At 62.7% G+C, this 22,379-nt stretch carries 16 protein-coding genes and 1 pseudogene; 5 read left to right on the top strand and 12 right to left on the bottom strand.

Features of this window, described 5'->3' with window-relative positions:
* Positions 1-9: 9 nt before the first annotated feature.
* The 3 genes from ASG51_RS18550 to ASG51_RS18545 form a co-directional block, all read right to left on the bottom strand.
* Entirely contained in the window at positions 10-1,233 is a 1,224-nt protein-coding gene (locus tag ASG51_RS18550; RefSeq protein ID WP_012752398.1) for a molybdopterin-dependent oxidoreductase, read from the bottom strand.
* Between the two features lie 278 nt (positions 1,234-1,511).
* Positions 1,512-1,646 carry a hypothetical protein gene (locus tag ASG51_RS25400; RefSeq protein ID WP_012752397.1) on the bottom strand — a complete coding sequence of 45 codons (135 nt, stop codon included), beginning with the start codon at positions 1,644-1,646 and terminating at the stop codon, positions 1,512-1,514.
* 78 nt (positions 1,647-1,724) lie between these two features.
* Positions 1,725-1,958, bottom strand: a complete 234-nt coding sequence (locus ASG51_RS18545) for a hypothetical protein (protein ID WP_012752396.1) — start codon at positions 1,956-1,958, stop codon at positions 1,725-1,727.
* A gap of 214 nt (positions 1,959-2,172) precedes the next feature.
* Here ASG51_RS18545 and ASG51_RS18540 point away from each other — a divergent pair, with 214 nt between their 5' ends.
* Entirely contained in the window at positions 2,173-3,324 is a 1,152-nt protein-coding gene (locus ASG51_RS18540) for a TDT family transporter (RefSeq protein ID WP_012752395.1), read from the top strand.
* A gap of 26 nt (positions 3,325-3,350) precedes the next feature.
* Here the strand turns inward: ASG51_RS18540 and ASG51_RS18535 are convergent, their stop codons facing one another.
* Both ASG51_RS18535 and ASG51_RS18530 read right to left on the bottom strand, forming a co-directional pair.
* Positions 3,351-4,448, bottom strand: a complete 1,098-nt coding sequence (locus ASG51_RS18535) for a putative sulfate exporter family transporter (RefSeq protein ID WP_043765941.1) — start codon at positions 4,446-4,448, stop codon at positions 3,351-3,353.
* Between the two features lie 147 nt (positions 4,449-4,595).
* Positions 4,596-5,234 (bottom strand): annotated as a pseudogene (locus tag ASG51_RS18530) (2,3-bisphosphoglycerate-dependent phosphoglycerate mutase).
* Positions 5,235-7,357: 2,123 nt separating this feature from the next.
* Here ASG51_RS18530 and ASG51_RS23640 point away from each other — a divergent pair.
* Positions 7,358-9,265, top strand: coding sequence for a TniQ family protein (locus ASG51_RS23640; protein WP_082514108.1), 1,908 nt, complete (start codon positions 7,358-7,360; stop codon positions 9,263-9,265).
* On the opposite strand, the gene ASG51_RS18525 is transcribed toward ASG51_RS23640, so the two are convergent.
* The 7 genes from ASG51_RS18525 to ASG51_RS24345 all read right to left on the bottom strand — a co-directional run bounded on the left by ASG51_RS18525 (position 9,212) and on the right by ASG51_RS24345 (position 18,288).
* Complete coding sequence (locus ASG51_RS18525) at positions 9,212-11,101, bottom strand: TniQ family protein (protein ID WP_082514107.1); 1,890 nt, start codon at positions 11,099-11,101, stop codon at positions 9,212-9,214. The two genes, ASG51_RS23640 and ASG51_RS18525, sit on opposite strands and share 54 nt — an antisense overlap.
* 24 nt (positions 11,102-11,125) lie before the next feature.
* On the bottom strand, positions 11,126-12,334 hold the full coding sequence (locus ASG51_RS18520; protein WP_082514105.1) for an ATP-binding protein: 1,209 nt from the start codon (positions 12,332-12,334) through the stop codon (positions 11,126-11,128).
* On the bottom strand, positions 12,285-14,600 hold the full coding sequence (locus tag ASG51_RS18515; RefSeq protein WP_056382347.1) for a DDE-type integrase/transposase/recombinase: 2,316 nt from the start codon (positions 14,598-14,600) through the stop codon (positions 12,285-12,287). Before ASG51_RS18515 ends, ASG51_RS18520 begins: the two co-directional genes overlap by 50 nt.
* An 88-nt stretch (positions 14,601-14,688) precedes the next feature.
* Positions 14,689-15,438: a hypothetical protein gene (locus ASG51_RS18510; RefSeq protein ID WP_156389790.1), complete on the bottom strand. Its 750-nt coding sequence runs from the start codon at positions 15,436-15,438 to the stop codon at positions 14,689-14,691.
* Positions 15,439-15,798: 360 nt separating this feature from the next.
* Positions 15,799-15,972: a hypothetical protein gene (locus ASG51_RS24350; RefSeq protein ID WP_156389789.1), complete on the bottom strand. Its 174-nt coding sequence runs from the start codon at positions 15,970-15,972 to the stop codon at positions 15,799-15,801.
* Between the two features lie 1,036 nt (positions 15,973-17,008).
* A complete protein-coding gene (locus tag ASG51_RS18505) occupies positions 17,009-17,638 on the bottom strand; it encodes a hypothetical protein (protein WP_210168773.1) in 630 nt (209 codons plus the stop codon).
* Between the two features lie 329 nt (positions 17,639-17,967).
* On the bottom strand, positions 17,968-18,288 hold the full coding sequence (locus tag ASG51_RS24345; protein ID WP_156389788.1) for a hypothetical protein: 321 nt from the start codon (positions 18,286-18,288) through the stop codon (positions 17,968-17,970).
* A gap of 236 nt (positions 18,289-18,524) precedes the next feature.
* On the opposite strand from ASG51_RS24345, the gene ASG51_RS18500 reads away from it, so the two are divergent.
* From ASG51_RS18500 to ASG51_RS18490, 3 genes are all read left to right on the top strand, one after another.
* Positions 18,525-19,217: a hypothetical protein gene (locus ASG51_RS18500; RefSeq protein ID WP_056382341.1), complete on the top strand. Its 693-nt coding sequence runs from the start codon at positions 18,525-18,527 to the stop codon at positions 19,215-19,217.
* 455 nt (positions 19,218-19,672) lie between these two features.
* Positions 19,673-21,823: an AAA family ATPase gene (locus ASG51_RS18495; protein WP_056382339.1), complete on the top strand. Its 2,151-nt coding sequence runs from the start codon at positions 19,673-19,675 to the stop codon at positions 21,821-21,823.
* Positions 21,820-22,002, top strand: a complete 183-nt coding sequence (locus ASG51_RS18490; protein WP_244480193.1) for a hypothetical protein — start codon at positions 21,820-21,822, stop codon at positions 22,000-22,002. Before ASG51_RS18495 ends, ASG51_RS18490 begins: the two co-directional genes overlap by 4 nt.
* Positions 22,003-22,379 lie beyond the last annotated feature (377 nt).

Below are 22,379 nucleotides of genomic sequence, written 5' to 3'. Positions count from 1 at the left end.
CTGTTCTCCTCAAGCGGCCTGGAAGGACACGGTCTCGATGCCGTTCTGCATGAAGCCGTTGGCGTTCCAGACCCGGTCCATGCCTTGCGCGACGCCCTTGGTGTTTGTGCAGCGGACCTTGACCGTATGGGTCCCGGCAGCAAGCGCCGGCAGGCTGCCGTCGAAGCGGCGGAAGCTGTAGGGGCCCTCGTCCGCCCCGAGTTGCGCCGGGACCCACGTCGCTCCGCCGTCTCCAGAGACCTCGACCGTCTTCACCCCACAATCGCCGCCGAAGGCGATGCCGCGGATGGCCACCGGCGTTCCGGCCGCCACCCTGGCGCCGTCCTGCAGATTGGTGACGAACGAGCGCGGCACCATCCTGTTGATCGGCACTGTCTTGAAGCCGGTCTGGCCGGGCTTGATGTTAGCGCCCGGCACATCGGGGATGCGATAGGCGGTCTTCATCCAATATTGTTCGTCGGGCTTGTCCAGCACCTCGATGTCGGACAGCATCTTCACCCAATAAGTCGAGTACCAGCCCGGCACCACGAGCCGGAGCGGGAAGCCGTTAAGCAGCGGCAATTGCTCGCCATTCATCGCGTAGGCGATCATCACCTCGCCATTGCTTGCGTGATCGAGATCGAGCGATTTCTTGAAGTCGGGCGCGTCGTCGACCACCGGCGCGTCGAGGCCGTCGAAGCGCACCTGCACGGCACCGGCCTTCACCCCGGCCTGTTCGAGCACATCCTTGAGGCGTACGCCGGTCCATTTGGCGTTGCCCATCGAGCCGTTAGCCCATTGCGCGCCGGGCACTCGCGGCTCGAACAGCCCGCGCGAATTGCCCGAGCACTGGTTGACCGCGGCGATCTCGAAGCGCGGCAGGCCGGCGATGGCGTCGAGGGAGAGCGAGAGTTCCTTCTCCACATGGCCGTGGACCTTGAGCCGGAAGGTGTCGGCATCCACCTCGGTCGGGATCGAGGCCCAGTGCCAGCGCACGTAGAAGCGGTCGTTAGGGGTGAACACGCCCTCGTCGAACACCGAAAACGGCGTCTCCAGCAGCGGAGGATGAGTACGCTGCAGGATCATCTCGCCCTTGCCCGGAAAGGCGGTGGTCAGCGCCCGCTCGTCCGGGCCGCCCGGCAGAGGCAGCTTCACCGAGCCCGCGGCCCAGGCCGGCAGTGCGGCGCCGAGGCTGCCGAGCCCGAGTCCACCCAGGACGAGGCGGCGGTTCAACGGTTCGTGCAGATGACGCATGATGTCTCCCTGGAATCGTTTGTTGGACCGCGTCGGCCGGTCGCTAGATCTCGGTGTCGCCGTCGGCGGACGGCATTGGCGTCGGTCGGGACGGTCCGGTCTCGCCGCCGGAAACTCGGGTCGTCGATCCATGTCATCCCGGCAAAGAGGCGACTTCCCCATGAAGGAGATGCTACGGCGAGACGATTATTCCATCCAATGATCGTTAGAAATTTGAACGATCTCCGATTGCGATCATCCGAAGATTTCCGATCTTCAATCAATGGCGGGCGGCCGGATCAGGTGATCGTCAGCCAGGCGGTGCCGACGGCGGCGACAGTCAGGGCGACCGTCCAGAACAGGACCCAGCGCATATGACCGCTGGTCTCGCCCTGCCGGGCCTCGTCGGTGGTCTCGAAGGTGGGTCGGGTCATGATGGATCTCCCTGCCATTCGGGTGGTCGAAGGCTTCACGCGCCGCCGGACTGATGCCCGGCGGCCAACGGGGCGCTGTCAGCGACCGATCAGTTCCCGCGCCGGGCCGCCGGTCTCCTGGCCGCGGCCACGGGCGTAGGCCGGGAGTGCCGGGTTCTTGGCGTTGGCGCCATCGGCGTCGCCGTAGATCGGTGCGGATGGGCTGGTGATGGAGCGGGCCTGCGGAGCGCGGAGGCCCTGGGCCTGCGAGAGGCCCGTCATGCCGACAAGGGCGGACGCGGTGAGGGCGAGGGCGGCGATCGTACGGGTCATGGTCGATATCCTTCTGGTGGGGTCGTCACGTCGGTTCGTGATGACAAGAAGGTAGCGGCCGGAAACCATTCGTACTAACGGTTTGCATAGCTAGTTTTAATCGATTGTTTTGATGATTAGCCGCCACTTGCGAGCTGCTATCTATCGCGGCGGCGCGCGATGCGGGGGCGTGCTAGAGCCGGTGCGTTGACCCTCCGAAGCCCGAGAACGCCCCGTGTCCGAATCCAGTCTGCTGGCGATCAGCACAGGCCTAAAGCCGCTCTCGCGCCTCCAGCATCCGCGGGACGTGATCCGGCAATTTACGCCGAACTGGTTCACAGTGGTGATGGGCACTGGCGTGGTCGCCTTGGCCCTCGACCGTCTGCCGGCGACGCATGCCCTGCTGGCCCCTGTCCCGCTCGGGCTCTGGCTCGCCTCCGTCGTGCTCTTCGCAACTTTCTGCCTGGTCTACGGCGCGCGCTGGATCTTCTACTTCGATGGCGCCCGACGGATCTTCGGACACTCGACGGTGTCAATGTTTTTCGGGGCGATCCCGATGGCGCTGGCGACGCTGCTGAACGGGCTGCTGATCTTCGGTCCACCGTATCTCGGCGCCGATACCGTCCGCATCGCCCTGCCGCTGTGGTGGATCGACGTGGCGCTCGCTCTGATCTGTGCCGTCGCGATTCCCTATCTGATGTTCACCCGTCAGGAGCACCGCATCGACCAGATGACGGCCGTCTGGCTGCTGCCGGTAGTGACCGCCGAGGTCGTCGCCGTCTCCGGCGGCCTGCTCGCCCCGGCCCTGAGCGGCGAGAGCCAGCAGCTCGCCGTCATCGTCACGAGCTTCGTGCTGTGGGGCGTCTCGGTCCCGCTGGCGCTGAGTATCCTGGCGATCCTGGTGCTGCGCATGGCGCTGCACAACCTGCCGCCGCGAGAGATGGCGGCATCGAGCTGGCTCTCCCTCGGTCCGCTCGGAACCGGGGCGCTCGGCCTGCTCGTGCTGGGGCAGGCCGGTGGCCCGATCCTCGCGGCGGGCGGTTTTGCCGGAGCTCCGGACATCCTCAGGATCGTGGGCCTCATCGGCGCACTGATTCTCTGGGGCTATGGGGCTTGGTGGTTCCTGCTCTCGCTCGCTGTTACGGTGCGCTACCTGCGCGCCGGCGTTCCGTTCAACCTCGGCTGGTGGGGCTACATCTTCCCGCTCGGCGTCTATGCCCTGGCCACCCTGCGGATCGGCGAAGTGACGGCACTCAGCGGGTTCGCCTGGCTCGGAGCGGGCCTCGTCGGCTTGCTGACCCTGCTCTGGCTGATCGTGTCCGTGCGCACGTTGCGCGGGGCCTATCGCGGGGAGCTCTTCGTCTCACCATGCCTCGCCGGGGCCTGACCGGGCCTCGGGCGCATCCGATCGGTTCAAGCGAGGCCCAGCACGCGGATCAGACCGAGGCTGACGGCGCCGAGCGCGAGGAGCGAGGCGACTACCGCCAGGGTCACCCGCGCGCCGGCCTTGGCGACGCTGCGCACGTCGACCCCGAGGCCGAGCGCCGCCATCGAGACGATGGTGAGGAGGTTGGCCATCTGTGAGATCGGCTTGAGGGCGACGGCCGGGATCAGTCCGGCCGAGCGCAGGGCAGCGACCGCTAGGAAGGCCAGGATGAACCATGGCACGAGCCGGTGGATTGCGAGACGGCCGCCGGCCGGCCGGTCCCCAGCCGTGACGCGAGGTTCGGCCGCGTCCGGCTCCTCGCGAAGCCGGCTTGCGCCGAGGGAGAGCGCCAGAACGACCGGGCCGAGCATCAACACGCGCACCAGCTTGACCAGCGTCCCGACCTGGACGCTAAGTGCCGCGACCGGCGCGGTGGCGGCGAGGACCTGCGGCACGGCGTAGACGGTGAGGCCGGCGAGCACGCCGTACTGCATAGGCGACAGGCCAAGCAGCGGCACCAGCAGCGGCAGGCCGAGCACCACCAGCACGCCGAGCACCGCGGTGAAGGCGATGGAGGCTGCGACGTCCTCGCCGTCGGCACCGATTACCGGGGCCGTGGCGGCAATGGCTGAGTTGCCGCAGATAGAGTTACCGCAGGCGACGAGGATCGCCATGCGCGGATGCAGCCCGAGCGCCCGACCGATGCCGTAACTCAACAGGATCGCGACAATGACCACGCCCGCGATGCCGAAGAGCAGGCCCGGACCGGCGGCGAGGATCTTCGTGAGGCTGAGCGAGGCCCCGAGCAGGACGACCGCGATCTCCAGCACGGTCTTGGCGCCGAAGGCGATGCCGGGAAAGAAACGCTGCGACGGGGTCCAGGCGGTGCGGATCGCGCTCCCGAGTAGGATCGCCAGCACCAGGGCTTCGAGCCAGGCGCGACCGAACAGGTGCGTTTCGACGGCCTCGAAGCCGACCGCGGCGGCGGTGACCGCCACGCAGAGGCCGAGTCCCGGAAGGATGGCTCTCGTGCCGGCCAAAGCACGCGTCGAACGACAGTGGGAGAAAAGTCTGGGCGCGGACATGGATGGCTCCGATGTGATGCCGGAGGATCCCAGGTCCTGTTCATTCACTCCAACGGAATGATTAGATGCTTTCCATCACTGAAATAGATGAAATGTGGAACCTTCTGCAGCCGGTGGAGATCCATTGTGGGGGGCCGACAGGCGGATTCACCCGTCGATCCAGCGAGCTTCGATCGTCGTGTCCGCGGCAAGCTCATAGATCCTGACGGAGCCCGTCGCGAGTTCGAGGTGCTCGACCTCCGCCGGGCTGGGGTCTTAGAGCGCCATCACAAGCGCCCGCAGGCATTTACCGTGGGCGACGACGAGCACGTCTCCGCCCATGACCGCCGGCTGGATGGTTCGGAGGTAGCATGGCACAATGCGGGAGACGGTATCGCGCAGGCTCTCACCGTTCGGCGGCGCCTCGGCGTAGGAGCGGCTCCAGGTCTCGATCCGCTCCGCCCCCCAGCGCGCAACGGCGGCGATCTTGTCGAGCCCGCTGAGGTCGCCGTAGTCTCGCTCGACGAGCGCGGCGAAGCGTTGGGGGACCAATCCTGGTTGCCCGAGCGCATCGAGGATCAGCCGGCCGCTCACGACGGCCCGCGTCAGCGTCGAGGTGAAGGCAGCGGAAAAGCGCCAGCGGCGCTCGGCCAAACGCCGCCCGGCTGTCTCGGCTTCCATCCGGCCCTGCTCGGTCAAGGGCGAGTCCAGCAATCCCGTGAACAGGCCGGATCGGTTGGCTACGCGCTGGCCATGCCGGACTAGCACGAGACATCGCGTGACCGGGCCTTTGCAATCGTGAATCACGCTGCCTCCCGAGGCAGAGCACTTTCGCGCCGGTCGCATCGCCTCTGATGAAGTCGGCATCCGACTTTAACGAACTTCGACCATGCGATGGGTTGGACCGTCCATCCAGAGACGGCGGGTCATCCTAGGTCCGCTTAAGAACGTCATGCGACTGAAAGCAGCCAAGCTGCTTCCCACCCAACCCGGACGTGCTTCATCGCCCCGTCAAGCCGCAGCGAAGCAGACCTTCCGCGAGTCTATGAAGGGCCGTGGGCGGTCTCTATGGTTATATCAGCTTCATACATCCGCCGTCAGAAAGTCGACAAGCAGAAAACCCGTGTTTCCACTTCGCCAGGGGTTAGGCCGTGCTTGACGTGATAGCGAATTCTTAGGATCCACTCCGGGCAGGCAGCAGACGCCACGGAGCGCTCGGGTGGGATCGCTGTCCCAGCATCATCACTCCAAAGCTTGGTTCCGCTTCCCTTCCAGCCGATTGCAACGAACAGCCAGCCGTTGAGGACGTCCACTGATGCTGGATGGAAACTGCGAACGACAGCCACCCTGTGTTTCCCATACCTAGGTCGAGTGAGCCAAGTTGCGATCCCATTGGCTTCGATCCCGGCGCAGGCGCCGTCCCTCGGGAAACCTAAAATCGAACGATCGTCATGTACGATTCGTTTGCCTTCGCCAGCGCAATGAAGGCAGCTATCACAATGCTCCATTGCGCGAAGGCAAAGCTTCGGCGCATCATCGCAGAAGTCGCGAAGAGAAGGCTCCGATGACCCGGTTCGAGCTTACATCGACGTTCCTTTCGGAACGTATCCTTAAGGCCTAAGTGCCGCGCTCGAACTCTATTGGGTAGGCGCGCCTACAGGCCCCTACCGATACTTCCCCCTTGGAACAACAAAACACCGCGCTCAGACCGCGCCTCATCCTTTCAACGGGATGAATGATCTGCGTGTCCGAAACGACCATTCCGTAATGGTCGAGCCGGGCTCGAAGACTGCCAGTCCCGACGGACTTGCAACCCGGTCAGATCACCAAGCTCCACGCCCTGAGCGTTCTCTGGAATTGGCCTCGCCGCGTGGCGAAGCCACGCCCGAAGGCCGTTCGAAATGCGCCTGGAGGCTACCTGCGATCACATAGGAGGCAATGGAATGAGCTCGCAGACAAATGGTTCTCGGCGGCCACCGCGGGCAAACCGGCCCACGGGTCCACCAAGGCCGTGGACCCGTCGAAGGCCTCAGTGCGCGATCCAACGTGATGAAAGGGACGAAGGCGATGCATCCGAAACCGCTAGACCCAACCGCAACGGCTCGAGCGAGAGGCCCACCATGAGAAAGCATAGAAGTCGTCCTACGGACCTCCCGGTCCCCAGACGCCAGCCGTCCTGGTTCGAAGGAGCAGTGAAATGAGACCCTTGGTGATCGGGAGTCGATGGCCAAGCCGGCGGGCCCGAGCACGGGACCCACCATGCACAAGCACCGAAGCCGTCCGCCGGACGGTCCGGCCCTTGTCCCTAGCTCTCATGGTTCGAAGGAGAAGCGAAATGAGACCCTTGGTGATCGGGAGTCGATGGCCAAGCCGGTGGGCCCGAGCACGGGACCCACCATGCACAAGCACCGAAGCCGTCCGCCGGACGGTCCGGCCTTTGTCCCTAGCCCTCATGGTTCGAAGGAGAAGCGAAATGAGACCCTTGGTGATCGGGAGTCGATGGCCAAGCCGGTGGGCCCGAGCGCGAGGCCCACCATCGCCCGGGGCAGCCTCGCTGCCAACGGGAGATCTGCAACAGCATACCGCTTAGGAAGGAGTACTACATCATGATGCGCCATCGTCATTCCGCGGCTCCCGCGGAGATCAACCGTCCCGCCGATGTCGACCATTCGTTCACAGCGCCTGCGTTTCCGCAGATCCGCGAAGCGGGGTCGTATAGGGCGAGTATCCCATCGTGAAACCCGGGCTTGAAAAGGACCTGGCACCGGCTTTCGCTTCTTCCGCGACGTGTCGGTGCCGGGCTCGCCTCCTTCCCCGCCCAAACCGCCGCCTCCCCGCTGATCGCATCCGGCGACCGTTCGGACGGGGGAGGAACTTCTGTCCCACTACGCCTTCGGTGGCTTCCTGCCGAAGGCTTTTCGGACGTCGACATGCGCTCCAGCCGCGCCATCGGAGACGAAATGGCTCAACAGAACGATGCCCCCTTCAATCTTCTCCGAGACGACGCCGAGAGGTGCGGACACATCGTACCTGCGGCATCGCCGGAGGGTAGGGAGGCTGAGTTGCGCATTCCCGGCGCAAGGCTCGATCGCCCGAATTTTCACGGCAGTCCGGATGTGATCGATCCGTTCGGCGTCATCACCGGAAAGGAGCGCAAGCGCATCGGCCAAAGACATATCGTCGAGGCAGGCGATCGAGGCGGAGCGAGCAACTCTATGACTTGGCCGAAAGGACGAAACCCGTCCGCCGCGCCTATGTTGAGATACGCCCCCGACGCAGTTTCGGCGAGATCGTCGTGGACCTGCAGAAAAGCTCCGCTACGCTTTCGCAGCCATGGAGCGGGGGAGCCGGCCTACTCGTTTCTTCATCGTCTGGCGTCCCGAAACGCCTACGGGGCCCGTGAATTCGCCGACGCCTACAACCTCGATTTTCGAGCGCTCCTTTGGGGAGACCGGACAGAGGTAGGTCGCCTTTCGGCGGTGGCGGATGTCGATGCGGCCTCGCTCCTCTTCGCAACGCCGGCACGTGCAGGGTCCAGAATCTGGATCGTAAGTGGTGAACGATTGACGGCCCAGTATATCGAGCAGGGCCGTGAGCGCATCTGCCCGGCCTGCGTGGTCGAAGATCGAATCGCCACGCCTGGAGAGAACAGTTTCGGAATCCGCCGCCGTGTCTGGTGGGATCTGACATTCCTTCACCACTGCCCGATTCATGAGATCCCGTTGCGTGGATTAAGGCCCGAAGCTCCGGGCGTTTTGGAGGGCACTGCGGATACGGACGCGGAGAACGGCTACGGGTGGGAGGCCTATGTTCTTGGACGGCTGGGTTTCACACAGCGGCCCGAAGCCCTGCTTCTCGACCAGCTCAGCCTAAGGGCTACCGTCGACTTGGTGGCAACGTGCGGTGCGGTCGAACTGCACGGAGTACCCAGCAAGGCGCGACGTTTGCACATCGAACATGGTGCAAACGCGATGCGTTCCGGCTTTCGGGTCGCACGGAGCAAAAACTCCTTCGTCGATTTTCTTTGGCGTCGCAGAGATGAGAACGCCGACTGTTTGATGGCAGAGTTCTTCGGACTGTTGCACGTCAGATCGATTCATACTCGTAGCTTCGAGGAGCCGGACGTTGCAAAGCTCGTTAGACTTTTCGCGGCCGAAGAGAAGCTTCGGCAAACACTTCTTAGACAGGCTGCCGACACAATGGACCAGACTCCCACCGAAATGGTAGGTAATAATTCCTTCTGGATTTCAGCCGCCAATCTTTATCTAGAATTAAATTCTAATAAAATTCCTATTAGTTCGAGACCGGACTATGGATGCATTCCACTTATCCAGGCGCTTCGATCGGAAATAGGATCGATGAGGGTCTTCGAGGCGCTTATCGATGGTCGGTTGCTGCCTAAATGCCAAGTGCGTAGCTTTTCAGGACTACGCTCGATCTTCGTTTCGAAAGCCGATCTCGATCGTATCGAGGCTCCGAAGGAAAAAACGAAACCTCCGTTGACGGCTGAAGTGTTTGGCAGACGGTTGAACATGCACGTCAAAAACGTCAGGAAGCTTGTCTTGCACGGTATTGTCAAAAAATCCAATAGACAGGCCGATCGATGTTACATCATTGACGAGAGCGAATTCAAAAAATTCGTTCAGACGTATGTTACCGCCCGTAGAATTGCTTGGGCTCTAAAAACCGACGCCTGTCTGATTAAGCAGATGTTGCACGAAAAATACGGAATAGAAGGCGTGCTTCCGAAGGAGGCCGGGGTGAGCTTATTCCGTCGGTCGGATCTACTCCGTGTCGGGCTGCCTGCGCCCGAGATGCAGATTGCCTCCGGCGACTGAGATCGAGCCTCGCTCGACGCCGTCCGGTGCTCGTCGGAGAATGTCGACGACGCTGCGTTCGTAGAGTCTGATTTCGATTCGGTCGCCGAGAGCGAGTTCGATCGCCGGCCGGTAGCCTCGTTCCGTAAGTCTGGATAGGATGGTCCTAGCACTTGTGCGGAAGGAGCGGGAAAGTTCCGTCGCCGAGACGTAGCGGGTTTGAAAGTTCCCGACATCCGCCCGATCAAGCAGTCGCAGGCCGCGGGCGTCCTTTATGGTCCGGATGTGGCCAGCGGCGACGATCAGATCGAGACCGTTCCGTCGCATGCCGAGTGTCCTGCCTGCCTCCAGAAGCCCTATCCAGGGGTCGTTCCTGGCCCGTGAGAGTTCCGCGATACCGACCGAACGGATTCGGATGCCTGCAAGGCCGGGGGGGCCGGCGATCCGCGCAGTAGCAACGATCCGCCCGTCCAGGATCGCGCGGCAAAGCGCGACGATTCCGACCTTGCGGGCGGCGCGGACGATCGAAACGGAGTTCGATGGAGGAGCCTCCACGACGGGCGCGCTTCCCTGCATACGATCAAGGATCGCATCGACCTCGATCGGATCGAATCTCGGATGTCTGAAGGCCGCGAGAGCCAATCGGTCGCGTGGAAGAATGCCCGCGGCGACCAGCTTGCGGACGGAAGCGGGAGTGATGCCAAGCGTACCTGCCAGGACATCGACATTGATGAAGCGCCCGACGCGGCTGGCGAGCATCTCGACCTGTCGCCGGTCTACGGTCGGTCGGCATCGTTGGTCGACGTCCCTCCGTAATCCGGCTGCGTCCAGGATCGCAACCGTCCTATCCCAGCTGGCATCGAGGCAAGCCTTGGCTCTGCTGGCGGATATACGATCCGGTGTCGGTGGTTCGACGACATGCCGCTCCCAACCCTGCCAGCTCAGCTGATTCCGCTTCACGACGTTCGCGATGCGGGTTGCCATCCAAGACTGGAGTTCGCCATCCGGCAGAGCGGCGAACCAGCTGTAGAGCTGACCGAGTTGAACCCGAAGTCGATCCGGCCTGCCCGGGGCGGCCAGTAGGGCATCGATCGTCTTCTCGATGCCCTCGTCGCCCGTCCGGACTGTGTGAAAGCCGGCCAGCATCATTGCTGGCCGATCGGGGGGATCCGTCTTGCCGAATCTGGCGTCGCGGCCGGCAGAAACGCAGCAACCGAGCCTCTGCATCAGGGCAATGGCATCACAGAGCGGCAGGGTGTCCAGGATGTCGTGCGGCACCCTCGAGCATCCTCCAAGTCGGCCGACCACGTAGGCGTCGGCGGCGGTGGCATGCGCGTCGACGACGATCCGGGTACTTTGGGCAAGATTGGCGCCGCAACGACAGATCGTCACGCGCCCGCCGGCCAACCGGATGGTTCGATCGCACTGTAGGCAACGGTCGTTCAAGCGCACATTGTGGATGGGACAGACCGTAACGGCTGCGACCGACCACCAGCATCGCAGATGTCGCATTGGAAACCGGCCGCCGGACTCGCCTGCAGCGTCATCGGCCCAGCATGCAACACAGTAGCGCTGACGTTCATAGAAAACCTGAGCAGGTTCCAGCTTCTCGCCGTTCAATGAGATGTGGCCATCCCGCATCCGCCGAGGAGAGAATCGATCGATTCCGTCGACCATCCCGCGCCCGAGAAACGGCACCAGGGCACGCGTATCTCCGCGGGCGAGGAGGGCCGTCGAAACGCCCCGACCGGTGAACGGATTCGACCGCCAGTCGCAGCCGTTCGCCTCGGCCAGTCGGCGAACGTAGCCGCTTGCCGGCTCGCCCGGGATATGACGAGGACGTATCGGAAAGGTCATGGCTACCCATCTCCTCGTTCGATCTCATACCGTCCTGGCCGTCTTCTCGTAGGTGGGCGCGGACGGTTTGCCCGATAGGGAGCCGCGTGTCCGCGACGGCCGCTGCACGCGGCGGCGAGGGGCCTGTTCGTTCTTGGAAGCCTGAGGCTGGAAGGGGTTCGATCTTTCGCCGGAACGCTTCAAGGTCTCGTGCGCATAGGCAAGATATCTGTCGGCCACGTGCATCACGCCATCCTCCAGACCATGCTCGAGCGCGATCAGGATCAGGCGCGTGACGCGGCCGAGGATGCCGCCCGTGGACGCATGAATTCGGCCGGCCCTCTTCGGATCCGAAAGGTTCGACGCCTCCGGAAGGTCCATGCCCTCTTCCAGATCCGCCAGAAAATCGAGGAACTCCTGCCGGTGTTCGATCTCGCTACCCCAGCTGAACGGTTCTACCGGAAACCGCATGCGGCAACGGCGGTCCAGCTGCGGATTGGCGTCCACCGGGCGTGCGGCCTTCTGCATGCCGCTCAGCACCAGCTGCACTCGGGTCTCGACGAGCAGATCCTTGACGAGTTCAGACAGCTCCTCAACCAGTTCGTCGCGGGACGAGACGGTGTGATGAAACTCGTCGATGAACAGAAGGCGGGTTTTCTGTCCGACGAGTTGCATCCTCAGTCGGTCGAGGATCTGATGGCCGTGGAGCGCCCTCGGCACCTCGGCACCCAGAGCCCGAAGGATCTGGGTCGCGAGCGCATTGGTGGACCGGGAGCTCGAGGCGTTGACGAAGACGATCGGCCGCTCGTCGCCGTCGATGCCGTCCGTCAACACGAGCCCGTAGTTGCAGATCTGCGGAATCCGCCCCGTTGTCCTTACGATCCGCTGATATTCACGCCGGATCCATTCGCGTTGAATGGTCGACTTGCCGGTCCCGGAGGCTCCCGTGATCAGCAGGAGCTGGCCCGGTTCGCCACGATCGTAGGCGCGCCGGGACCGCTCGATGGCCTTGATGCCTTCGATCAGATCCACGTGGTTGTCGATGAGAACGTGCCGTGCCCTGGTCAGCATGGCCTCGGCCTCGTCGGTCAGGAGATCAGTGGCGTCGCCGGTATCCTGGCCGACGTCGCCGTCGTCGAGGCCCGAGATCAGATCGATCTCGCACTCGAGGACCTCGTCGGCGTCCGAGGTATGGAAGGCTGCGTCAGCTGAATGATGCAATGCGGAAGTTCCTTCTGCGGCGGGTCGGGACATCGACGGCGTTCGCGGACGCTGCCGACGGCATCTCGGGCTTGATGTTCACGGGCGAGACCGGGAACGGTCTGACGGCGCCGACGACTGCGGGAGGATTTTCCGCGTCTTCGACGATCCGAATTTCGGCAGGCCTGCGGGGAGGCGCCGCGCTCGCGATCGGCCGTCGGGGCGGCCGCTGCGCCGAGTGATCGACGACCTTCTCCGGCCGACGCGGCCTCGCACGGATGGGGGATTCGTGCGTTAGATCCGACTCGTCATCATCGCGGTACTCGATGTCGTCGAACGGGATATGCGTCGTTTCGGGATCTATCGCCTCGATGTACGTCGCCTTCATCTCGGCCAGGTTGTCGACTTCCTCGACCAGAAGGCGCGCCTTTCGACTGCTGATCCTCTGCGCGGCGCGTTTGTTGTTCCGTGCCTCCGCAGGAGCGTAGAGACGTCGTTTCGCGGCATCCATGTCGGGCTGGTGGACGCGTTCATGCCTCTTCTTGCGCGATCGCGCTTCGGCTCGGATAACCAGATGATCGTGTACCGGGCGGCCGCGGGCCGCAGGGTCCGACGCGGCGAGTACGATCCATTCGCCGTCGACAAGCAGGTAGGCTCGTCCGACGTCCAATGCGTCGATCCGCATCCTGTACTGGCGTTTGCCCGGTCCTTCTCGGTTCATCAGCTCCTGAAGCGTCTCGGAGCCGGAGCCGTAGAAGAGGTTCATCCATTCAACGCCGGTATGCTGGATCGTAACCTTTTCCTGGACTTTCGAGACGAGCGGAACGAGATGATCGATCGAGGGCGCCATCTCCGGATGACGGATGTTGGAAAGCCTTCGCCACGCGCCGGCGGGACTGTCCTCGATGCCGCTGGCCCACTCCTGCATCCAGACGTCGGCAACGAATTTGCAGACGATCCAGTTGACCTGTTCCATGGTCATCTCGACATGGTCCCCGGCGCGATAATCCGAGAAGCGATCGCCGTTCTTGAACAAGCTGCCGGGCATTCCGGCGAACATGCCCTGCTTCGACGTCAGAAATTGTCGTTCGACGATGCCCTTGAGGTCCGGCGCTCCTGCAGGCGTATGCTTGAGACGGATGTTCAGTTGGCCGCACGTGACGACGAGATCGTTTGAGCGATAGTCCGATCCCTGGTCGGTAAATACGACGCTGGGTTTTACGGTGGCCGAATACTCATTCGTGATGCCGTCCAATTTAGACATCCAAGTCTTCGGCATCATCGTCATCCGGAGAGCCTCCTGGATGGTCGCAAAGCCTTTTTCCAGACCGACGTACCATCCCACGATCGCACGCGTCGCCAGGTCGATGACGACGGTCAGCGTGACCTGTTTGAAGGTCAAACCCGTGGCGGGGTCGCGTACGAGGATCGGCAGTTCCGTCGAGTCGATCTGAACTGCCTGGCCGATCCACTCGTAGCGGGGGCCGAGGGCCTTGATGCGATGCCTGTGTTTCGATTTCTTCGCATCGCCGCGATAGATTTCGGTCTCCAGGGACCCCATGCTGCGAATTATTTTATAGAAAGACTGGATATTGGGAATCATTCCTGCGATGTCGGCTTCCGGCACGCCGGCTTTCCGGGCGACGACGCGGATTTCGTCGCGGACATGCGGGAAGATCTTCGACGCCTTCGGCTGTTCGCGCTGCAGGTATTGATTGCGCGCGAACTCGTTCATGACCTTGACTGCAATGGGAGACAACCGGGGAACACGGTTGCCCTGGCGATGGCTCTGGGGGACCAGCGCTGAGCGAAGGCCGCCCGAGAGCTTGTAGCGGCGGTACCACTGGATCAGCGAACCGCCGCACGGCGCCTGCGAGACGCCGCCGGGCTCGATCTGCCTAGCCCAGCGCTTGCACCACCAATCGAGTTCCTTCGCCTTCAATACGATGTGCCGGTTCTTGCGCTTCCGGGCAGGGCGATTTGACGTGACGCGGCGGCCATCGCGCAATTCGATCGCGAATTCCAGAAGGCGGATATATTTGGCCCGGCGGATCGCCTCCGACTGCTGCTGCTCGGTGAAGCCCGAGATGTCTCGGCGCATGTCCTCGATGAGCGTTGCAGGCAGTCCCTTGCAGGGCTCGGGCTCGATCCGCATCCGTCGATCGACCCATAGCATGACCAGTTCGTGCCAGCTGTGCGCCTTGGCCGGACCACCATCGATGGGTCGAAGCGCTATACCGTCCTCCAGTGCAGTCGTCGGCAACCAGCGAAGGTCGTCGATCACCACGATATCGCGGCTGCTCAGCTTGAACGGACCCATAGCTTACCTTCGGTGTTCGCGCTTCGTGCGGTGCATCTTTTAGGAAGATCGACTGTCGCTATCTTCCGAACCGGATCGCTCGACTCGTTCAAACTGCACGCTGGTCGGCAGCTGGATCTCGGATCACGCGGACGGAGCGTACGAGGGCTCGATCGTCGATCGGCTTCTCGAGGTCGAGTGCGACCTCGCGAAGTATGTGAAGACGCAGAACGGCGCCGAGCGTCCGTCCACCGATACCACTGGCTTCCTTGATCTGTGCCATCGTCTTCACCGTTCGAGGAGCATTTCGCAGTACCTCTCGCACCCGGTCGAGGGCTTCGACGTCCTCCCTGGGACCACAATGCTCGAACAACAGCTCGGCATTGCCGAAGACCGGCTGACGGCGGATCTCCACTTCGGTCCAAACCTCGAAGGGGAGGTTCTGACGATGAAATTCGTCAGCGATCAGGCCAAGTTCCTCGGCCAGCACGTCTGCTTTGACCTTGGGTTTGACTTGCACATAGATCGGCCGCGAACAGCCTCGGCGCACGACTGCGAAGTCGGGAATGTGGACGCGCCATTTCCGCGAGCGCAGATCGAACCAGTCCACCTTTCGCGGCTGCGGGCGAACTTCCGTGGTGATACCATCCGAGCGGGTCAGGACGAGAAAATCATGCTCGAGCAAAGACTCGAACTCGATGATGCCCTCGAAGGACGTGCCGTCGCTCCTTGATGCGCCCATCAGGTTTTCGAGGTCGAACCACGGAACGACGCCGCAGAAACTCGCGCGGTTCGTCTTCCTGCTTGCTGCGCGTACTCCGGTTATCCTCTGTAATTCCTTGGGACGAAAAGCGATCATCGTCGTCTTTTCCTTCTGTTGATCGGACGCGAATGGAAGCAGTGCTGCGACTGGTCGCTCGATCGAGCGACCGAACTATCGATCGGGAGTATCGTGCGGGATGCAGGCCGCCTGCGCGCGATCGCCGGCGCAGCGGCAACTCGTGGTGGTGGAAGGCCGGACATCGATCGGCCAGCAGACGGTTCCGACGTTTTGGAGTGCCAGTTGGCATTCCCGTCGAACATCTCCGGGGTCGAGGGTGCGCCCCATCCATCGATCTTGGGTGCAGGAATTTCGTCGTGCATCGTGATCCTCCTGGGATGTTGGCAAGGTCCTGCCGCGGATCCCGTCCCCTGGCGACGCCGGGGACGGGGCATGCGTTCAGCTTAGAAAGCCGTCGTCGGACCACGGCTTGCGCCGCATGCCTGTCGTTGTCCCGATCATCGGATCGGCGACTGATAGTCCTTCGAACTCGGGATCCAACAATCCGAAGTAGGACTCGCAAACTTCGAAGTTGGACTTCATCCGAAGCCGCCCGGCATAGGTTTTTGCCATGGATATCTCCTCAAGAGGGTGTTTTCAAAAGATCGTCGCAGATCTCCGGCAACTCTAGGGATGCAGCCAGATAATCGCCTGGAGTTTCGAAGCTGCTGCTGATCGAAGCGCTAGGTCGTTGAAACTATATGGCGTTCCAATGGCTTCTGATCTTCGATCGAGAGCGGAGGCGTTAGATGCGGTTTTAGTTCGGCATCTCTTCGCCCGGCCACGTCTCGCAACGTACGTGCGTCGTCGGCTCTACCGTCAGATCTTGAGCGAACGGCCGGACTGGATCGATCTTCCATGGATCGACTCTGAGGTTGTCGGTCCGAGGACGATCGTTGTAGCGATACGTTGCGACGAGATTTCTGACCATCGATCACTCCTCTTCCAAGCTCGAATCGAGCGCGTTGGTATCCAGATCGAAAGGAAGTCAAATCAAGTATTTTCCAAATTTATATTCGGTAGATACTTGCTCTGCGACCCGGTAGGCCATGGGCGAATATCGAGCGCTGCTCCGGTCCGCATCGAGTTCCGGAGCGTACGAATGAGATTCGGCCCGATCTCGGAGTCCGGCCCGCGATGACGGAGACGGATCCAGAGAATTCGAATGTTCGGGTGATGCTGAAAGTCCGGACAGGGAGCGGCCGGGAATTTCGAGCGTCGGGAGCCTCGACCGATATGCTATGGTCGTCTGGCGGCCCGCCGGTACTAGCCCATTGAGAGCTAGGTCACCGTGCGCCGGTGGCGCGGGAGGTGCGGAAGAGTCGCTGGCCGGCTGAGCGCCGGCCCTGTCCGGACAGGGGTTCGACGGTCGGCCTCAAGCCTGACGCGCAAGCTTCCGCATGACTGGTGGAAGTTCGAACCGGATCATCGAACGGGTCCTCAAGGCAACTTTTTGGAAGATGCCTTCAGACTCCTGTCCGCTACAAGCGCTTTTTCGGATATTGCCGTGACATCGTTATCCGTCGCTTGCCAACAGCATTCAACAAATGTGGAAAATTGCGTCTATAATTGCAGACAAGGCTACAGCCGCGCTCAAAGTGACGAAAATTCAAACGAAGGTTGCGCGCATCGTTCCTCGTTCCGGAGGCTGGGACCGCGCCGCGCTTCTGATCGGCGTATCCGGGGCGAGATGCGCCCCGAGCTCGACTTCAGCCTGGCCTGAACAGACCAGGGCAAGAACGATGTCCACGGGGTCGGCATCGTTGCTTCTCACGCATTCGATGAGGCGTCCAAGAGGGGCCCCGCCGGCGCTCTCGGACAATTCGCGTAGGATTCTGATCCGATCGCCGGGGGAGATTTGCGTCGTTCGAGTGGCCCAGATCTGCCGCGCCACGGAACATCGCGGTTCGTCCAGTACGGTCGAACGATCAAGGGAGAGCGCATCCGGAAGCGAAGCGTAGACGCCGAGGTCGATCGCGTTCCGGACTGCGACAAGGAGCCGACTGCGACCTTCGAACCAGACTGAGACTTTGAATGAATCCAGCGATTGACGCGCATCCGGAACGGGTTCGATGAAGGAGATGCTCGGGTCCAGCGTGGCCTGAATCAGCAGGTCGCGGTGCCAACGCTGGGGATAGAAAACGGCCGACGTGGTCTTGAACGACCGGAAGCCGGGGCGATCTGGTTTCTTCTCGATCTCCGCGGGGAACAAGGCCGGGGACTTTGGTCGTAGCGACATTGACGCGACTCCACTTCGAGTCCGATCGGAAACGCGAATCCGCACCATGGCGGCTACTCGTCGACCGGGGGTTCCGAGGGTTGCCACGCCTGCATCGATCGTAGAGGTCGTTGTCGTGGACCTCGGTCAGGCGTCGATGTTCGAAGCTTGAAGCTGGAACAGTCGGACTATGAAGGCCAAAATGGCCTTTCACAACAGGATTCCCGCCGTTTTCTGAGTTATGTGAATTTCGGCATCAACTATGGCAATGAGAATTTCTGCGATCGTAATATTAATCAGATTGTGCCGCTGCGGGTTTCAAGGACGTGAATGTTGATGCAAAGTGACATTCACAGCGCACCGTTTTTTGCCAGCCAAGTTTCTACGCTCCGAACGAAGGCGTCGCGACGATTCATTCCGGCGGCAAGACAAAGATGGTCGAGTTCTGCCGCAACGGCGACGCAGAAGTCCGTCGGTTCGGTTCGTTCGATCGGAAACTCGAAGGGCTTTTCCAGCCGCGCCATGAGGTCCAGAAGGCGAACCACTTCTTCGGGAGGCCCGGAAGCTGCCCAGTTGTGGACCGTACGGAGAGCGACGCCACTTTCCCGCGCGAAGCCCACCTGGGTTCGGTCGAGCAGTTTCAATCTGCTTTTGAAGTCGGATCCGTTCATGCGGAGCGTTCAAGGAACCGACGTTCGAGACTGTGACCCTTCGGCAGGATGCCACCGCGAGGCCATTCCTTCCAGTGGCATTGTTGCCTCTTTCGACACAAGGAACGTTCCCGACCGGACGCATAGGTACCCGGGCTTCGACGGCGTCGTCCTAGATTCCGCGTCGGACCGGATTTTTGCGATTTTCAAGGCTTTTCGCGACCCTCCCGATTCGGCTTCTCGCGGAGGCGCAAACCATGTGGAACGACGGTTCGACAATCAGTGTCGGCAACGGTTCGGACGTCGTCGCCATCGACGATCGCACCAGCGAACTTTCGCATGCGGAGGGCGACCGTTGGGTCTCCATGAAGGCGATATCCAGATTGCTAGGCATCAACCATCACGGACAGTTGGCCGAAGCCTGGGACTGGTTGGTTGCGATGACCGAATGCGGACGCACACCCGAGATCGTGGGGCAACCCATCCGCATGGCGGTGACAATCATTCGCGGGCGAGACTGGTGGTGCATGCACGAAGACGACATGCGTCGAGTCGCAGGATCCTTCCACGCTTTCGTCGGGACCTTCCAGTCGATCTTGGACCGGAAGTATGCCCGACGCGATCCCATCGAGCATTCCGAGTGGTTGGGCTACCGTGCGGTCGCCGGAACGTTGCCAATGGAGAACCCCGAGACGCTCCTCAATTCGGTCTGGCAGCATCTGCAACGCGAATATCGCGACGGACGCGTTCCACGTCTCGGCGACCACGAGATCCGGATGCGGTACTTCGCCGGCGACAAAGGGCGCGCCATTCATATCCACCGGGACGACGTCCGATTTCTGGACCAGAACATTCATGAGGACGGCAGCTGTTTCACGCTGAGGGACGTGGTCGATCACTTCCGAGATCTGCTCGGTGAGATCGGAAGAAGGCCGTCCTTCGGATTGTAGGTGGATTGGGGGCCGCTCTCCGGCCGCGTCTGCACCAGCCTGCATGGCATTTATCCATCGACATGCAGCTCCGTGAGGGCTGCCACCATCTGCATGGCCGGCCGTCGAAGGTCGGTGGGTTCACACTCGCAGGCTTCAGCGACATCACCAGCGGGTGGCGCCGAAACCCCGTCGTGTCGGCGGCCGAAGATCAAGCATGCCGATCCAAGTTGCCTGATTCGCTTCCTAGCCGCGGGCGGAAGCCCGTTCGAAACGTCACACATCGGCGAGACCATCCGGCATTTGCGTTTGTTCATGATATGTTCTATTAGACGATATCGCCTATGAAGCAGGCGATCTCCTGAAGCCGACGCCCGCCGAGCGCTCCGACTCCGTCGAGCCAGCCGCGTCGCTGCATCCAAACCAGCCCTCACGCTGACGGCCGGCGCCGCTGCCCGGCCGTGGGAGATCATGCCATGTTGCCGTCCTCGACGACCCCGAACGACCAGCATCCAGACGCCCAGGTGCCCGATGCGCTCGCCCGCGCGTTCTTGAGAACCCTCGCGCAGGAGGAGCGTAGGAAGACGAAGCTCAAAGGCGATCTCGGGTTGGATTGCGATTTTGACCTGGAGAGTGACGATCCGGTCGAGCGTATCCTGGCGCAAACCGAGGGCGAGCGGAAGACCGAGCACGTGCCCATTCCAGCCGATCTCGCCGCGGTGGCCGTGCTCGTCGCGCGTGCCATCGAGGCGGAAGACGGTCTCGTGCGGCGGCTGCGGCGTGAGGCGCCGGTCGTCATCACCACCACTCACCTGCCCGATCTCGTCGAGCCGGTGCGGGACGTCCTCGAGAGATGCGTCTTCCGGCCGGGGGTTCGGGCGATGGACCTGAGCGGCAACCGAGCGGTTGCTCTGGGTGCGAAGCAGGCTGGCCTGCTCATCCGCGACGGCTCGCACAAGGAGCATAGGCCGGATGTCGGCAACCTCATGGTCGCCTCTGCGCTCCATGCGCGGGTTCCCATCGTTGGCGTCGCCCCCGATCCCACGCGCCAGCTGCCGCGCGATCTCCTGCGCGCGGCCGAGCATCGCATCGTACTCCCGGGCCTGGATCAGAGCGGGCTCGACCTCGTCATCGAAGCGGTTACCGGTGGATGCCCGACACGACGGATCGATCCCGATCTGGTCCGCACCGTCGACATCGCCGACCTGCCGATCGCCTTCCGGGGCGCCGCCTCGCCGGATGCCTGCATCGATGCGGTCGCCCGGGTCATGGCCGCCAAGGCCGACTACTTCCAGACGGGCCCGTCACTCGAGGAGCTCGACGGGTATGGGACGGCCAAGGATTGGGGCCTGGCCCTTGCCGTCGACCTGCAGGCCTACCGAGGCGGTCGCCTCGCCTGGGCCGACATTGACAATCGGGGTCTGCTGTTGTCGGGTCCTCCGGGCGTCGGCAAGACCAGCTTCGCCCGCGCCCTGGCGAAATCCGCGCGCGTCCCCTTGGTGGCGACCTCGGTCGCGGAGTGGAACGCTTCGGACTACCTCTCCGGCACCCTGCAGGCGATCCGCAGGGCGTTCGCCCAGGCTCGGGCGCAGGCCCCCTGCATCCTGTTCATCGACGAGCTCGACGGGATCTCGGACCGCGCACAGATCCGGGGCGAACATGTCCAGTACTGGACCCAGGTCGTGAACCTGTTCCTCGAGTTGCTCGCCGGTGTCGAGGAGCGCCCGGGCGTGGTCGTCGTCGCGGCCTCGAACCACCCCGAGATGATTGATCCCGCTGTGAAACGAGCCGGCCGCCTTGATCGGGAGATCGCGATCAAGCGGCCGGACACGATGAGCCTGGCCAGGATCTTCCGGCATCATCTCGGAGTCGACGCGCTGGCCGAGGCTTCATTGCTGCCACTTGCACTGGCCGCGCGCGGCAAGACCGGAGCCGATGTCGAAGCCTTCGTGCGCCGAGCCAGGGGGGCCGCGCGGCGTGCGGGGCGCCAGATCGGTCTCGATGACATCCTGGCCGAGATCCGCCAGGGGCGGCTCGCGATGTCCGAGGCGTCGCGGCGGCGCGCGGCCATCCACGAGGCGGGCCATGCGATCGTGAGCCTGTCCCTCGGCCACAGTGCAATCGTCGACCTCTCGCTTCACGACGGCGGTGGCGAAGCCCAGTTCGAGCCTCCAGTCGATGGTGCTGCGACGCTCCCGAAGCTCGAGGTGGCGCTCGCCATGCTGCTCGCCGGACGCGCGGCCGAGGAGATCACGTTCGGCGACATCTCGATCGGCAGCAGCTTAGGCTCGGGCTCGGACCTCGCCCAGGCGACAGAACTTGCCCGCAACATCGATCTGCAGTTCGGGCTCGGCAAGCTGGGACCGTACTACGTCGACCCGACGGATAGCCCGCTCTACCTCGCCCATGGTCTCGTCGAGACGGTGGCCGAACGGCTGCGTGGGGCTTATGCGCGAGCCCGTGCCGTCCTCGAGACACAAACGCCGGCGCTGCGGGCGATCGCCTTGGAACTTGCCGAGGCGGGCTACCTCTCAGCCAAGGATGTCGACCGGATCATGCTGGCTCATGCGGCACCTGCGCATCCGGTCGAGATGCCTGTACCGGCACTCACGATGGGGGCGGCATGATGTTCGCGCTTCCTCCCGATGAACCCGATCTCGGCGATTTGCAGCCGCTGGTGGAAGCCATCGACAATCTCTGCGAGATCCTGGACGGCGACCGCGAGACAGTCATCGAGGGCTTGGCCGAGATCCTACGGCGTCGCACCCAGTTCGAAGCTTTGAAACAACTCTTGGATTCTCGCTAGGGACCAAGGACCGGGCCAGGACCTCGCGTCTGACCCGGTTCGTTCCTCGTTCTTGGATGCCGGCGCAGGCCCCCGTTCCGGCAGGATCCGATGAGCAACGAGCCACCCATGCCTTGTGAGGTGTCATGTCGCCATCCTCTTGACGCTGGCGCACCGGACCCGGCCGCGGGTCTTGGTGCTGCTGCCGTCGCCGAGGTGAGCAGCTTGCGCTCGCGATGAGTTCTCAGCGACGACCCGAGATCTGTCGGTCTGCCTTCCACAGTTGGTGGCACTGAACGAGGACGACGAGCCGACGGCATAGGTCTCAGGCGCACGCTCGACGGATGACGTCGAGGTCATAAAGCCAAGTAGCTCAAAACGCAATATCATTTCGTTTT

This window comes from Methylobacterium sp. Leaf465 (assembly GCF_001424705.1).
Lineage (GTDB): Bacteria > Pseudomonadota > Alphaproteobacteria > Rhizobiales > Beijerinckiaceae > Methylobacterium.
Note: the sequence above shows the minus strand (reverse complement) of the source record. Positions and strands in the feature narration are given on the sequence as shown.

Excerpts from the sequence above, each read along its gene's own strand:
- ASG51_RS18535 (WP_043765941.1), bottom strand. The coding sequence starts at position 4,448 with ATGTCCGCGCCCAGACTTTTCTCCCACTGTCGTTCGACGCGTGCTTTG.
- ASG51_RS18500 (WP_056382341.1), top strand. The coding sequence starts at position 18,525 with ATGTGGAACGACGGTTCGACAATCAGTGTCGGCAACGGTTCGGACGTC.
- ASG51_RS18490 (WP_244480193.1), top strand. The coding sequence starts at position 21,820 with ATGATGTTCGCGCTTCCTCCCGATGAACCCGATCTCGGCGATTTGCAG.
- ASG51_RS18520 (WP_082514105.1), bottom strand. The coding sequence starts at position 12,334 with ATGTCCCGACCCGCCGCAGAAGGAACTTCCGCATTGCATCATTCAGCT.
- ASG51_RS18510 (WP_156389790.1), bottom strand. The coding sequence starts at position 15,438 with ATGATCGCTTTTCGTCCCAAGGAATTACAGAGGATAACCGGAGTACGC.
- ASG51_RS25400 (WP_012752397.1), bottom strand. The coding sequence starts at position 1,646 with ATGACCCGACCCACCTTCGAGACCACCGACGAGGCCCGGCAGGGCGAG.
- ASG51_RS18505 (WP_210168773.1), bottom strand. The coding sequence starts at position 17,638 with ATGTCGCTACGACCAAAGTCCCCGGCCTTGTTCCCCGCGGAGATCGAG.
- ASG51_RS24350 (WP_156389789.1), bottom strand. The coding sequence starts at position 15,972 with ATGGCAAAAACCTATGCCGGGCGGCTTCGGATGAAGTCCAACTTCGAA.
- ASG51_RS18550 (WP_012752398.1), bottom strand. The coding sequence starts at position 1,233 with ATGCGTCATCTGCACGAACCGTTGAACCGCCGCCTCGTCCTGGGTGGA.
- ASG51_RS18515 (WP_056382347.1), bottom strand. The coding sequence starts at position 14,600 with ATGGGTCCGTTCAAGCTGAGCAGCCGCGATATCGTGGTGATCGACGAC.
- ASG51_RS24345 (WP_156389788.1), bottom strand. The coding sequence starts at position 18,288 with ATGAACGGATCCGACTTCAAAAGCAGATTGAAACTGCTCGACCGAACC.
- ASG51_RS18495 (WP_056382339.1), top strand. The coding sequence starts at position 19,673 with ATGTTGCCGTCCTCGACGACCCCGAACGACCAGCATCCAGACGCCCAG.
- ASG51_RS23640 (WP_082514108.1), top strand. The coding sequence starts at position 7,358 with ATGCGCTCCAGCCGCGCCATCGGAGACGAAATGGCTCAACAGAACGAT.
- ASG51_RS18545 (WP_012752396.1), bottom strand. The coding sequence starts at position 1,958 with ATGACCCGTACGATCGCCGCCCTCGCCCTCACCGCGTCCGCCCTTGTC.
- ASG51_RS18525 (WP_082514107.1), bottom strand. The coding sequence starts at position 11,101 with ATGACCTTTCCGATACGTCCTCGTCATATCCCGGGCGAGCCGGCAAGC.